Origin of the sequence: Aristophania vespae (genome assembly GCF_009906835.1) — a bacterium.
Classification (GTDB): Bacteria; Pseudomonadota; Alphaproteobacteria; order Acetobacterales; family Acetobacteraceae; genus Aristophania; species Aristophania vespae.
On the sequence record NZ_CP047652.1, the window covers coordinates 431,525 to 445,543 of the forward strand.

Sequence of the window (14,019 nt, forward strand, 5' to 3'; positions counted from 1 at the left end):
AAAATATAAGTGGATTCAAATTAATTTTCTAATAATGACTAAATTTTTTTGGATAAAATATAAATATTATTATATTTTTACATCTCTTATAGTAGAGGATCTTGGCCTTAAAGGGGATAATTTTTAATATTACCTGTATCACCATATTACAAAAAAAGCAACTTGATGCATAATTTAATCAGATCGTGAAAGTAATAGAATAAAATGCACACTAATTTTAGCAATGATTTTTTATTGTTTTTATGAAACGAAAAATCAAATATAGATAAATTTGTCTCAGAAAAACACGCTTTTGTTTGGGTTTAAGAAGCAGTCCTGATACTCAATTTTTTTATATCTGACATGTGCTTCAGTAATTTGGGGCTGAAAGCGGTTTGGTCCTGAAAGTCATAACATAACAGTTCTAGAGGGATTATAAATCTTTTACGATGTCACAAAAGCCCTACTTTTAAGGTTAATAGAATACAGAAAAATATAGAGAAAACACTTTTCAAGCAAAGTTGTTTAGATGAATCCTTAAAAAGTGTTTTCTCTATATTTTAAAGCAGATGGAGATCATAGTTTATTTTAAAGGTTACATATTTAAAATTCTCCTATAACTGAAAAATATGTACCGCGCCTCTGTCCATATTGCGCTTGGTAAATGCCGATGCCACTACCGTCATGAAGAGCATATTTTTTATCAAAAAGATTTACGACATCCATACGTGCTTTGATTGTATGGTCCTTCACTAAGTGCAGAAAACTATATTGGTAGCCAATATTGAAAATGTCGTAAGGAGATTGTTTTCCTAAATTGGCAAAGCCCCTTCTTAAGCCATTTCCGTATAGGAAATCTATATAAGCAAGTTGGCGTTTTGTTTGCCATGCAAGTCCGGCGCTGGCTGTATATTTTCCCTGGTGGTCGAGGGTAACACCGCGTCTTTTAGCGTAATCAAGCTCTTCTTGGTCAAAGTGATATTGAGCTGAATTAATGTCACGGCCAAATGTTTTCACATAGGAAAAATTGCCAAAAACGCGCCACGGCCCAGAATGCCAGGAAATGCCAGCCTCGCTACCATAAACATGAGCGCGGCGATAGTTAAAGGGGGTCAAAATAATGGCTTGGCCGAATTGTCCAGAATCAAGAAGATTATGGGCCCATTTGCTAAAGGCATCGACGCTTATTTCTAAAGTGCGTGTAGGCGTAATAATGAAACCTGCATCAATATAGTGGGATTTCTCTACTTTGATTTTGTCATTCTTATGTGTTTCAGGTGCATTAGTTGTGTTTTCGTAAAGATCAATAGATCTAGAAGAAAGATATTGCGGCGAAGGCGGGGTGAAATAGCGCGCATAGCCAATATGGAAGGAAATTTTGCGGTTTGGTTTCCACACAATATTGGCGCGGGGGCTGAGCTGATTATCATTTTTAAAAGAAGAGGCAAAATTGTCGTAACGTAAACCATAATTCAGGGTCAAAGTGCGTGTAATACGGAACTCGTCCTGAATATAGGCACTCGTTTCTGCTGCCCAATTTCCAGAATTATCAATTATACGACGTGGCTTTGACGAGATTGGTCTTTCATTTTCATCAATTGGAAAAAGAAGCGTGTTTGTATCAAGTTTTTCGTCTGTATAGCGGCCTAAAAGGCCGAAACGCAAAATATGATCAGTTGCAATATCTAAGCTAAAGTCAGCTTGCATGCCCCCAGTTGTGAAATCGTTAATCTGCTTTTGTGCTACACCCTGATAAATGAGGTCACGAACATTATCGGGGTCATAAGCTATGCGTCCATAGCGAAAATAAGGTGAGAGCTGGAATTGTAAATTCTCTCCTTCATATTGATAAGAGAGAATGCTGTAATAATTTTGCTCATTTTGGCGGTCTTTAAGGTAGCGCGAATTAAGATCGTGTTTGCTCCAATCATGTCCTTCCAAAGGGTAGGCAGGCTCAAGATTGGGGGTGTTAGGTAAATGGAAATCACCGTAAGAGACGCTGGTAATAAGCGTCAGGCGATTAAGGTCATTTAGATGCCAGCTTAAGTAAGAAAATCCCTTGGCCTGTTGCGTTAGATCATGAATAGGTCGAAAAGATGGAGTAGGGTTTTCAATACCAATTGTGTTGTGGTTATAGGAAAGACTAATAAAATAATCCAACTTTTCTCTTGTTCCACCTAACTGTAGAGACGGGATTATGGTGTTGTAGCTACCTCCATAAAGAGAGAGTTCATTATGATTAAGGGCTGTGCCTTTTTTGGTAGTAATATCAACAATACCAGCCGTGCGCAGGCCATATTGAGCAGGTAATGTACCTGTTAATAAATTGAATGACTGTACAATACGTGTATCAAGCTCTTGTCCAAAACCCTGCAAGCTTTCTGGGAGCATAACGCCATTTATACGGTACGTTAAATTACTATGCTCACCCCTTACGTGAACTTCACCGTGACCATCCTGCACCACTCCGGGCATGCGTAACATAACCTGACTAAAAGCAGCATTTTCACCCTGTGGAAGAGCCTCAATATCTTTTGATGTCAAATGATAAGACGTTGCGCCAGAGGAAGAAGGAAACTGTACACGCGATGGTGTACCTGCCTTAACGATAATGTGCTCTTCGCGCGTAGAATTTTTCAGTCCTTCTCCATAAGAAAAGGTTGGTGTGACAAGCCCGAAAAAAAATGTTGGCCAAAAATAAGAAGACCTGAGGGAAAAAGGTCTGAGTGGTTTAAAGCGAGAGGAAAAAATAACCAATCTCCCATAATCTAGAGCAGTGGACACATAGAACGGGAAGATAGCAGAAGCCGTAATTTAAAGGATAGTTAAATATAATAAAAATTTCGCTATCAAAATTATTTCTAGAAAATCTGAACGTGGCTTTTAAAGCCGAGCATTGCGGCATCACGAAGATTATGTTGCCCATTAGGGTGGAAGTAATATTCAAAAAGTGGGGTGAAAAAGACACCACGCATGACATGAATAGAGTAATTAACTTCCAAAATCATAGTGCGATATTGAATGCCCGTAGCATGGTAAGGCAGGGTTTTATTATTAGCCTTTAATAAGCGTTCCGAACGTATAACGCCGGGGGCAATTTTTGTGTAACTAAAGCCAAGTCCAAATGTATCATGTGGTCTTGAATAAAACATGCCCCGACTGAGGATGGCTCCATAAACTTCATATTCGCGCAGAGATATTCGGGGGTCATTATAAATGGCTCCCCATAGGCCTGTCAGGCCGCTATCTTTAGCTTTGTATGTAAGAAAACGCTGGTCAAACATAGCCCAGACAGACCATGAAACACCATGCACTTTCTGTGGGCGTCCTGTTTCAACATAAGGATTGTGATGGTCGTCATAATAAGTATCAGGGCTATTTGTCCTAAAAGCCTGTCCACCTATTTTATAATGGCCTGGCAATGTACCGTGAGCAAAGCTGGGTTCCCATGCGGCTTCTAACGGGACGGCATAGCCAATGATATTGGCGCCATTAAATTTAAAGCCTGTTCGGTGCTGGACTACCCTGTAGATCCCATCTTCAATGGGGTAGAGACCAGCCTGAATATATATATGATCTACAGGGCGACCACGAACGCGCAGCCCCATGTAGCGGCAGGGTATCCAGCAACATAATTTGTTTCTGTAATGGCTTTGGGACGACCGCAAAAACTATTATTTTGAAAATTACAAAAAAGCGGACTGGCAGCAAAATCTGAAAGTTCAGCCATGCGTCCTGCTGCAATGGCTAATTTGCCATTTAAAACAGTTTCTTCTCCATAGGCATAAACAAGATGGACAACAACATTGCCTCCACCTCCATAATCTTCTGATGAATGATTCATCCAGTCACCAAACATGCGATTAGCTGTTGTGCCATAGCGCCCTACAGTGACCATATGGGTTGCAAAGCCTTTTAGTCCTGCCAGTTTTTCCCAGTCTGCATCAAGTTGCATTGAATATTGACCTGCATTGCTTGAACCCTGTTTATAATTTTCGAAAAGTTTACTTCCTTTGGTGGGTGGAGTGATGGCGCCCGCAAATTCATTGGTATTGTCTAGTAGAAAATTAATACCCTGTTTACGAAGCCATCGCGTAACCGGATTGGGTAACAAGGCTTCAGGATGAGAAAAAGAAGGGACGCTCGAAGGGGCAGGTTTTTCAGAAATGGGGGATGATGTCACAGTTTTTGCAAAAGAAATTTCAGTGACAGGATCCTGCGTTTGGCCATAGCTATAGGGGATGATGCTTAGGAGCAAAGCCGTCAGAAAAGCTTTGCTTTTCCAGTGTAAAATTTTCGGGAAACTAAAATATGGAATAATCATAAAATTTAGTTTCAGCTTATAATAAGAGACGCCAGCAGGCAGAAAATTAAACCAAAAACAGCAATCAAGGTTTCCAGAACCGACCAGGTTTTAAGGGTTTGTGTTACAGTAAGGCCCAAATATTCTTTGATTTGCCAAAACCCGGCATCATTCATAGGGCCAAAGGCTACAGATCCTGCACCAGTTGCAATGACCATTAATTCGGGTGAGACATTTGTGCTATGGGCTAAAATTGGCCCCATAATACTGGCAGCTGTGGCCGTTGCGACAGTGGCAGAACCCGATGCAAGGCGGACAATGACGGCAAGTAACCACCCTAAAATAAGAAGTGGCATATGATAGCCCAAAGCCGTTTCTGTAATGGCGTGAGAAACGCCACTATCAATCAAAACGCGCCCAAAACCACCACCGGCACCTACAAGTAACATAATAAGGGCTGTTGGAGCTAAGCTTTCATTGGTAAAGCGTAAAATTGTCTCTCTTGAAAAGCCACGTGCTGTTCCTAAAACATAAAAAGAAAGAATAGTCGCAACGCCAAGGGCAATATCTGTATTGCCAATAAAATGAAGAGTAGAATTTATTTTACTATGTGGTGGGCTGACAAGATTAGCAGTTGAACCGATAAGCATTAAAATTACCGGCAGCATAATCGTAAAAACAGTGATAAAAAAACCGGGCAATTTCTTGGTGGGTTCTGATTTAACAAACAAATCAGCCATAGCATTATGCCCCGTTAGGGGAACACGAGCCGCCGCAAATCTGCCAAAAAGAGGCCCCGCAATTATTGCTACGGGGGTGCCTATGAGAATACCAAACATAATTGTTTTTCCCATATCGGCATTATAGGCTGATAGGGCTAAAAGTGTGGCTGGGTGAGGTGGAAGCAATCCGTGCGTTACTGAGAGGGCAGCCCCCATTGGAAGGGCTACACGTAATAATGGTGTTTCAGTGCGGGCAGCCAAAACATAAGCAAGTGGAATCAGTAAAACAAACCCGATCTCAAAAAAGACCGGCAAACCAACTAACAGGCCTATAACCATCATTGCCCAGTCAATGCGTTTTCTTCCGGCAATTTGCGAGATTGTAAGCGCAATACAGTCAGCCCGCCTGATTCAGTGAGCATTTTGCCAAGCATTGTGCCTAGTGCGATTACGGGGCCCACATGCCCGAGCACATGTCCGACACCGTCTTCAAAAGAACCAATGACCTTCTCGGCAGGCATACCGGCTAGAAGAGCTAGGGCAATGGAAACAGTAAAAAGGACGATAAAAGGATTTATTTTAAAACGACTAATACAGATAACGAGTGCTAAAATAGCTGCCGTCACTAAGAGGATAGCGAAAAAAGTACTCACCCAGAATAATCCTTCAAAATAACTTTCGGGAATGAAAGAAATTTTGGCAGAATATTACTTTGGCCTTAAAATAATTTTAAAATAAAATTATAGTATAATTGTAACAGGTTAAATTATGTCGACGTTATCTTAAGATAAGGTGAGCACATTACGGTGCTTATGTCCTGAAAGATGCTCTTCTTTAGCAATTTTTTCTGGTTCAACATGAATATGAATAGACGCTGAGCCTAGATATTTTCGAATAGCTGATTCAATGTGGTCGCATATATCATGTGCTTCGGTAATTGACATGTGGTCGTCAACAACAAGATGGAACTCCACAAAATAAAGCGCTCCAACTTTGCGCATTCTTAAATCATGTGCCTCAAGAGCGCCTTCACCTTTTTCTGTGATAATCTTAAAAACTTTTTCTATAAGTTCAGGCGCAGGGGCTTCATCCATAAGGCCTTTCATCGAATGACGCATCATGCCAAAGCCTGTCCAGAGGACATTGAGGGCAACCAGAATTGATAGAAGGGGATCAATCCAGAGCCAGTGTAAAAGCGGTATGAGAGAGACACCAATCACAAGAGCCAGACTTGCCCACACATCGGACTGAACATGTGCCCCGGCAGATAATAAGGCCTGTGAATCATATTTGCGGCCAATTATGATCATGATGCGTGCCCAGATAAAATTGACCATACCTGCAAACGCATTCAGAAAAACACCAATAAATGGCTCTTTAAGAGAACTGGGATGTAAAAAATCATAACAGGCAATTAAGAAAATACCGATTGCTGTTAAGACAACCAATATACCTTCAATAATGGCCCATAAATATTCGGCTTTGCCATGCCCGTAAGGATGGTTCTCATCAGCTGGCTGAGCGGCAATATTAACTGCCCACAGCGTGCCAATGGCTGCGATGACATTAAGAATTGTTTCAATGGCGTCGGCTAACAGAGCGCTAGAGTGAGAAACATAATAGGCGCTATATTTTATGGCCAGAACAATGAGGCTAATAAGAATAGATAAACGTGCAATATTTTGGCGAAGAGGTGTCATTATGGGTTTAAAACGTCAATTTAATGAGAATGGCTATGGTGAGTTTCATTTAAGGGCTCACAATTTTCATTGAGGCAATGCGGTGTCCTGTCTTCTATTTGGAAGGTTGGGTGCTGAATTGCAAAGCGTTTTCTAAGCAGTTCATTGGCCTGATTAATAATCTGGCGTGTTTGTTTAATGAGCTGGTGGGCAGATGGTTCAGGTACGATCGTCTCTGGCACAATATGAACCGTCAATGCTGTTTCAGTCGTGCTCATTGGCCATATATGGAGGTGGTGAAGATCAGCAATTTCAGGCAGTTCCTTTAGCGCATTTGCCACCTCTTCGGTGTTAATGGAAGCGGGAACACCATCAAGGGCGAGATTAAGCGATTGTGTTAAAAGTGACCAAGTTGCCCAAATAATGGCAAAGGAAACAATCAGGCTCACAATAGGATCGATAATGTTAAAGCCTGTCCAGGAAATGGCAAAACCAGCAATCACGACACTCAAGGCCATTACGGCATCCGATGCCATATGCAAAAAGGCCCCGCGCATATTAAGATCGTGTTTAGACCCTTTTACAAACAGCCAGGCTGTAAGGCCGTTAACAATAATACCGATAAAAGCAACCAGACTAACGGTTGGGCCATGAACAGTGTCAGGGGTGATAAGATGTAAAATCGCCTCCCATACAATACCGCCAGTCACTAAAAGCAAAATAACAGCATTACCTAGAGCCGTTAAAATCGTGGCGCGTTTCAAGCCATAGGTGAATCGGCCTGAAGGAGCACGCTTAGCTAAAATCTGGGCAAACCAAGCGGCTGCCAGTCCTAAAATATCAGAAAGATTATGCCCTGCATCAGCAAGAAGCGAAAGTGAATGAGCCCAAACACCCCATATGGTTTCTGCTATGACATAGGCAGAATTAAGCGCAATACCTATTGCGAACACAGCTCCGAAAGAATCGGGAGCATGAACATGATGATGTCCAAAGCCACCATGATGATGGCCTTCGTGACTATGCTCATCATGAGCATGATGGTCATGTCCGTGATGGTGATTATGGTCTTTAGAGTGTGAATGATGGCTCATAAAATAGGGTGATACTCTAAGAAGGTGGTTCGAGGTAAGAAAAAACTGTTTACACCAGCGAGATTATTATAAAATAAAGCCTCATAAAGATTATTATCCCTCAAAAACGTTTAAAAGATAAAGAGTTTTCAGTGCTTCGCTTAACCAATCTCCGTTTAGTTTTAGATCATTCTTCCGAGGCACTAAAAACCGCCATCCTCGAACGTTTGGGGATTGATAGTCAGGATTTGGAAGAATTTCATATTTTTCGCCGCGGGCACGATGCTCGTAAAAGGGGCGATATTCATTTTGTTTATACGATAGATTGTAAGGTAAAAAACGAAGAGACTCTTTTAAATCGTTTTAAAGAAGATGCTCACGTTAATATCACGCCTGATATGAGTTGGGCTCCTCCGCAGCTTCCTAAAGCAGAGATTAGAACAAGGCCGGTTGTTATAGGGGCAGGTCCCTGTGGGCTTCTTGCGGCACTGACTTTGGCTCAGGCAGGGCTTAAGCCCATAATTTTAGAACGGGGACGCGATGTGAGATCGCGTACGGTTGATACATTTGCGCTGTGGCGTAAGTCCCTTTTTACCGCTGAAAGTAATGTGCAATTTGGCGAAGGCGGAGCGGGAACTTTTTCAGATGGAAAGCTTTATTCAGGAATATCTGATCCCAGACATTTAGGACGTAAAGTACTAGAAGAATTTGTCAAAGCAGGGGCGCCTGAAGAGATTTTAATGCTGTCTAAGCCTCATATAGGTACATTTCGCTTAGTAACAGTTGTGCAATCTCTTCGTGCACAAATCGAAGCTTTGGGTGGTGAGTATCGTTTCGAAACCCGCGTAGATGGTTTTGAACTCCAGGGTGAGGGTGCTTCTCGCAAGATAAAAGCACTTCATCTTTCAACAGGCGAAATATTAGCTGCTGAGCGTGTGATTTTAGCAGTGGGACATTCTGCTAGAGATAGTTTTGAGGTGCTTCATGCCTTGGGTGTTTCAATGCAGGCCAAACCTTTTTCAATTGGGGTGAGAATTGAGCATCCGCAGTCTTTGATTGATGTTGCGCGCTTTGGAGCACAGGCTGGGCATAAATTATTGGGAGCGGCAGATTATAAGTTGGTCCATCATGCATCTACAGGGCGGGGTGTTTATTCATTTTGTATGTGTCCGGGTGGTCAGGTTGTGGCAGCGACTTCAGAAGAGGGGCAGGTTGTCACAAACGGCATGAGCCAATATTCAAGGGCTGAGCGCAATGCGAATAGCGGCATTGTGGTTGAAGTAAAACCTGAGATAGACTTCCCCAAAGATGACGTTCTGGCTGCAATTGCTTTTCAGCGTAAATGGGAAAAAGCTGCCTTTCAGGCCGGGGGTGGAAATTACAAAGCGCCAGCCCAAACTGTTGGAGATTTTCTTGCCGGGCGGGCCTCAACAAATTTGGGAAGGGTTGTGCCTTCATATCAGCCAGGTGTTACGCCAACCGATTTAAGGCTTTGTCTGCCTGATTTTGTTACTGAGAGCATAAAAGAAGCCTTACCCCTTTTTGACCGTAAAATTAAAGGTTTCACGATGGATGAAGCCGTTATGACGGGGGTAGAAACACGCACGTCTTCTCCTATACGGATTACAAGAGATAAAACAGGTCAAAGCCTTAATGTGCGGGGCCTTTTTCCTGCTGGGGAAGGTGCTGGCTATGCAGGAGGAATCCTCTCAGCGGCTATTGATGGCATCAGAGCTGCTGAGTGGTTGGCTGCAAGTCTCTAGCCTAGAATTTGGGGAGCTTGGGTTTGAAAATGGCACTGGCGGCTGTCAGCACGCTAGACCCTAGCACGAAAGCCACGGCTGAAAGAGGAAGAGTCGCAGCTGTCGCTCCAAAAAAAGGCACGATTTTGCCTGCCAGACCCTGGCCTAAAGATCCCAGCGCATAGCTTAGTCCCATACCAAAACTTCTTTGGGCAGAGGGGAAGCGTTGGGCCAGATAATGCGGTATGAGGGCAAAAATACCTGAAGCCGCAGCGCCCATAATAAAGGCTGAAATAAGCAATAAATTCCAGTCCTGCACGCATAAAAAGGGCCAAATTGCGCACATCACAATTAAAATCGCCCCAATCATTACCCTACTTTCGCCAAAATATTCGGCCAGTTTTCCGCAAAAAATCTTTCCGCTAAAAGATCCAATGCAATAAAGCATGATAGGCCAGAATATGGCTTGGGGTGATAAGTGATGAGAGTCACGTAAAATAGTGGGATAAAAAGTATAAATAGCTGCTTTTTGAAATTCTAAAAAGCTCATAAGAATAATGGCCTGTAGAGCAGCCCCGCTCCAGGAAAATCGTGTTTTAGAAACAGTTTTTTTCTGTTGAAGAGCACGTTGCTCAAGCCATATTGGGCTTTCTTTCACGCCTATACGAATGAATATGGATAAAAGAGCAGGAAGAATGCCAATGAAAAAGAGAATACGCCAGCCAAAGTGAGGTAAAATAAGTGCCTGAGCACCTGCCGCTGCAAAATAACCTAATTCATAACCAGACATCATGAGAGCTGAGGCCAGAGGGCGTGATGCTTCTGGTACAGTCTCCATTAATAAAGCAGCTGAGGCAGTCCACTCACCGCCAAAACCAATGCCAAAGAGAAATTGGATAATAAAAAGAGTGTATATAGAGTGAGAAAATCCCGTTAAGGCGGAGAAAATAGCAAACCAAATAACGCCGAGCATAAAAGCAGGCTTTCGTCCGTAACGATCGGCAAGCCAACCCCACGCTGTATTGCCTATAAAGCGGCCCACGGCCTGGCCAAAAAGAACACCACCCAGCATAGAAATTGTACAGCCAAAGTCACGTGCGATATCTGGCAGGGTGAACATGAAGCTTGTTTGATCAAACCCATCTAAAAACCACCCCATAAAAGCAGCAAATGTGACCTGCCAGTAAGGTATTAAGGCTTTGAAACCTGGCCTGGCTGTAGAGGATGATGCAGCATTCATGCAGTGATAAGAGCCTTTGAGCAGAGATCGTTATTAAGGTTGAAATGACCTATCATTGCTATGATCATTTGAGAACAAAAATATCTGTTTGGTATAATATTTAGAGTATATTTTTTATAAAAAATGCGATGAGTAGTTTATGAAAAAATACGGACTTCATCTGGGACTTCTTGAAAAAGAAGTACTTAAGAGATAGGTTTAAATATCGTTTATATAAGCAAAGATTGCACTATGCTCCTCTCACATACTTTAAGGGCCGGCTTACAAAGCACCACATAGAGCAGGGGCAAGGAGAGTAATATTTATGGATTATGATGCTCTGTTTCAAAAGGCCCTTGATGGCCTGCATGCCGATGGCAGCTATCGTTATTTTGCTGAATTGGAAAGAAAAGCAGGCCAGTTCCCCCGTGCTTTTCATCACGGGATAGGTCGTGAAGTTACAATCTGGTGTTCTAATGATTATCTCGCAATGGGACAGCAGCCTGATGTTCTTGCGGCTATGCACAAAGCATTAGATGAAACTGGTGCGGGGGCAGGTGGCACGCGCAATATTTCGGGCACAAATCATTATCACGTGGCTCTTGAAACGGAGCTGGCCAGTTTGCATGGGAAAGAAAGCGCATTGCTTTTTAACTCAGGCTACCTCTCAAATTGGGTAACGCTTGGTACAATTGCTGCCCGTATTAAAGATTGTGTTGTTCTTTCTGATGCGCTGAATCATGCATCTATGATCGAAGGTATTCGCCATTCTCGAGCAGAAAAAAGAATTTTTCGCCATAATGATTTAGAAGATCTCGAACGTCATCTTAAAGAGATACCTTTGGATGTTCCCAAAATTATAGCCTTTGAATCAGTCTATTCAATGGATGGAGACGTAGCACCCATTGAAGCGATTTGTGATTTGGCTGATCAATATGGAGCTATGACATATCTTGATGAGGTTCATGCCGTGGGTATGTATGGCTCTCAAGGGGGAGGCATGGCACAGGAATTAGGGCTTGAACATCGTCTTACAGTTATTGAAGGCACATTAGGAAAAGCTTTTGGTGTTGTCGGTGGATATATAGCAGCTTCTGCACCTTTATGTGATTTTGTGCGTTCTTTTGGATCTGGCTTTATTTTTTCTACCTCACTACCTCCCATGATTGCAGCAGGTGTATTGGCCAGTGTAAAGCATTTAAAAAAGAGCAGCACTGAAAGAGATGGCCAGAAAAAAGCTGTTGCATTATTGCGGCAGAAATTAGGGCAGGCCCGTATTCCCTATATTATGAACCCCAGTCATATCGTTCCTGTTATGGTGGGAGATGCAAAGCTTTGCCGTGCCTTGTCTGACGATTTACTCAAGCGGTTTGGCCATTATATTCAGCCTATTAATTACCCCACCGTGCCAAGAGGTACAGAGCGTTTACGCTTAACGCCGGGGCCTTTACATAGTGAGGCTGATATTGAGGCAGTCGTACAAGCCTTATCTACTTTGTGGAAAGACTATAAGCTTGAATATGCTGCATAGGTTTAGCGACTAAGGTAAAACCATATTAAATGGCGTTTAAGAGGTCATCTTAAGCGCCATTATTTTTAAAATCCTGCCACAATCTGAAAGTCACAAAATGCGCCTTTACGGGCTGCAAAGGCTGTTGTGTGAACCCGTCTTAGACGCCAGCCTACGTCATAAGTTATATTAAGATATTGGTTGATTGTGCTATTTACGTCTATTCCAACTGAAGAGAGTGTGGCAGCTCTCGGCCCGTCGCCAATTCTTTTGACCTGTCTATTATCTGCCCAATCCCAGAAAAAACCCAGCTTATTGCTATCTTCCAAAGTAGGGAAGGACGTTAATTTAGCCAATGAAAATTGTGGTAAAAATAACTCTTGGCTAAAGCTGTTGGCATTACTGCCAAATGATGTATTAACAAAATACCCTCTTGCATTGCTCATGCCACCTGTTGCGAGTTGCTCGCTATAAAGCAGGTTTTTTGAAGCACGCTGAAATGTTACTTTGGTTGTAGTGGATAAACCCCATGGTAAAGAAAATGACCGCGTGAGCATGAGGCGGTCATAAACGTAATTGGGGCCAGAATGTTCAACAATTGACCTATAGTCTTTTTTGTTATCATAATGCGTCAGGCCGCCGGGACTATAATAAAACTGGTTATTAAGCTTCGTTTGTCCCCATGGGTCCTGTACAGAACCATCATATCCTATAACAAACTGATTTGTATCAGCATTTGAAATATTAGCATGGCGCTGAGAAATGGGCATATAGGGTTTATATTCGTCAGAGTTCGTGGTCTTCCAGTCAAAACCAATCTGAAGAGTACCATCAAGACCGAAATTTTGCCCTAAGGTAATGTGGTTGATCATATGAAGCCACCTGATAGAGGCTTGGCCGCTTTCGCCCTTATTTTTCATATTAGGTTCATTGGGCACAGGGTTAGTATGAGAGTATGTGCCGTAAATCTGAATGGCGTTACGCCCAATTAAGGGAATTGTCCAACTGGCAGCATGATTATTAGAAAGACCTGATACAGAACGATTAAATTGATAAGTTAAAATTTGCCCTAAGTTAAAGGCATTGCCCATGAGGCTCCTACATACCAATTTAAGCGGCCTGTTGTTGGATCTCCCTGGTTATTATAGGCAGCATAACCATAAACAGGAAAACGGTCTGCTACACGTAAATCAATATCAGTATATCCTGGTTTGACACTTGGTCTAGAGACCATATCAACAGTATGAAAAGGATTTCGATTGATCCAATTAAGATCAGTTTGCAATGTTCTTAATTTTAGATGTTCACCTGGAGATAGCCCACTATCACGTTTAATAGTCCAGCGTGGGCTCCACTGATTATCATGGACCGTTATTGAACCAAGGCGATATTCTAACAAAGTAATGTGCAAAATACCTTTGTGAATAATTTGTGGTGGAACACTAACATCAATAAAAGCGTGATTATGTTTGCGTAAAAAAATCCCCACGGTGCTTGTCAGTTCATTTAACTGATCAAATGTCAGTGGATGGCCTATATAAGGCAAAAGAATTTTCTTTAATTTGGTTGAATGCGTTAAATTCTTTAAAGAGTCAGATAAAATATAATCCTTATCTAACACCCCCTTTATTTTTAGTGGCTCAAAAATAATCTTATTAAGGTAAGGAACGGCTATTTTTTTCTGGCTATCGGCAGCAAAGCCATTATGTAACGGGGCTAAAGCGAGCAAATGCCCTAGCCACAAAAGAAAGCCTCTTTTTATTGCTGCTTTAGGCATTAAATGCCTCAAATG

At 42.2% G+C, this 14,019-nt stretch carries 8 protein-coding genes and 2 pseudogenes; 2 read left to right on the forward strand and 8 right to left on the reverse strand.

The genetic code is table 11. The features are described 5' to 3' along the window. Window positions 1-582: 582 nt before the first annotated feature. The 5 genes and pseudogenes from GT348_RS01945 to GT348_RS01965 form a co-directional block, all read right to left on the reverse strand. Window positions 583-2,736: a TonB-dependent receptor gene (locus tag GT348_RS01945; protein ID WP_236646551.1), complete on the reverse strand. Its 2,154-nt coding sequence runs from the start codon at window positions 2,734-2,736 to the stop codon at window positions 583-585. Between the two features lie 104 nt (window positions 2,737-2,840). Further along, window positions 2,841-4,303: pseudogene (locus GT348_RS01950) on the reverse strand (carbohydrate porin). Window positions 4,304-4,314: 11 nt separating this feature from the next. Continuing rightward, window positions 4,315-5,657, reverse strand: a pseudogene (locus GT348_RS01955) (GntT/GntP/DsdX family permease). 129 nt (window positions 5,658-5,786) lie between these two features. Then, entirely contained in the window at window positions 5,787-6,704 is a 918-nt protein-coding gene (locus GT348_RS01960) for a cation diffusion facilitator family transporter (protein WP_160618285.1), read from the reverse strand. Between the two features lie 20 nt (window positions 6,705-6,724). Continuing rightward, the gene (locus tag GT348_RS01965; protein ID WP_160618286.1) at window positions 6,725-7,777 is read right to left on the reverse strand and encodes a cation diffusion facilitator family transporter; all 1,053 of its coding nucleotides are present in this window, start codon (window positions 7,775-7,777) and stop codon (window positions 6,725-6,727) included. Window positions 7,778-7,908: 131 nt separating this feature from the next. Here GT348_RS01965 and GT348_RS01970 point away from each other — a divergent pair, with 131 nt between their 5' ends. Beyond that, window positions 7,909-9,519, forward strand: coding sequence for an NAD(P)/FAD-dependent oxidoreductase (locus GT348_RS01970; protein WP_160618287.1), 1,611 nt, complete (start codon window positions 7,909-7,911; stop codon window positions 9,517-9,519). A 1-nt stretch (window position 9,520) separates the two neighbouring features. Here GT348_RS01970 and GT348_RS01975 read toward each other — a convergent pair whose 3' ends face one another. Then, a complete protein-coding gene (locus GT348_RS01975; protein WP_160618288.1) occupies window positions 9,521-10,738 on the reverse strand; it encodes an MFS transporter in 1,218 nt (405 codons plus the stop codon). A gap of 304 nt (window positions 10,739-11,042) precedes the next feature. Between GT348_RS01975 and hemA the strand changes: the two genes are divergently transcribed. Further along, window positions 11,043-12,248, forward strand: coding sequence for a 5-aminolevulinate synthase (gene hemA, locus GT348_RS01980; protein ID WP_160618289.1), 1,206 nt, complete (start codon window positions 11,043-11,045; stop codon window positions 12,246-12,248). Between the two features lie 65 nt (window positions 12,249-12,313). Here the strand turns inward: hemA and GT348_RS01985 are convergent, their stop codons facing one another. Both GT348_RS01985 and GT348_RS01990 read right to left on the reverse strand, forming a co-directional pair. After that, window positions 12,314-13,318, reverse strand: coding sequence for a ShlB/FhaC/HecB family hemolysin secretion/activation protein (locus GT348_RS01985; RefSeq protein ID WP_160618290.1), 1,005 nt, complete (start codon window positions 13,316-13,318; stop codon window positions 12,314-12,316). After that, window positions 13,297-14,004, reverse strand: a complete 708-nt coding sequence (locus tag GT348_RS01990; RefSeq protein WP_160618291.1) for a POTRA domain-containing protein — start codon at window positions 14,002-14,004, stop codon at window positions 13,297-13,299. The genes GT348_RS01985 and GT348_RS01990 overlap by 22 nt, the downstream gene beginning before the upstream one ends. Window positions 14,005-14,019: the final 15 nt, after the last annotated feature.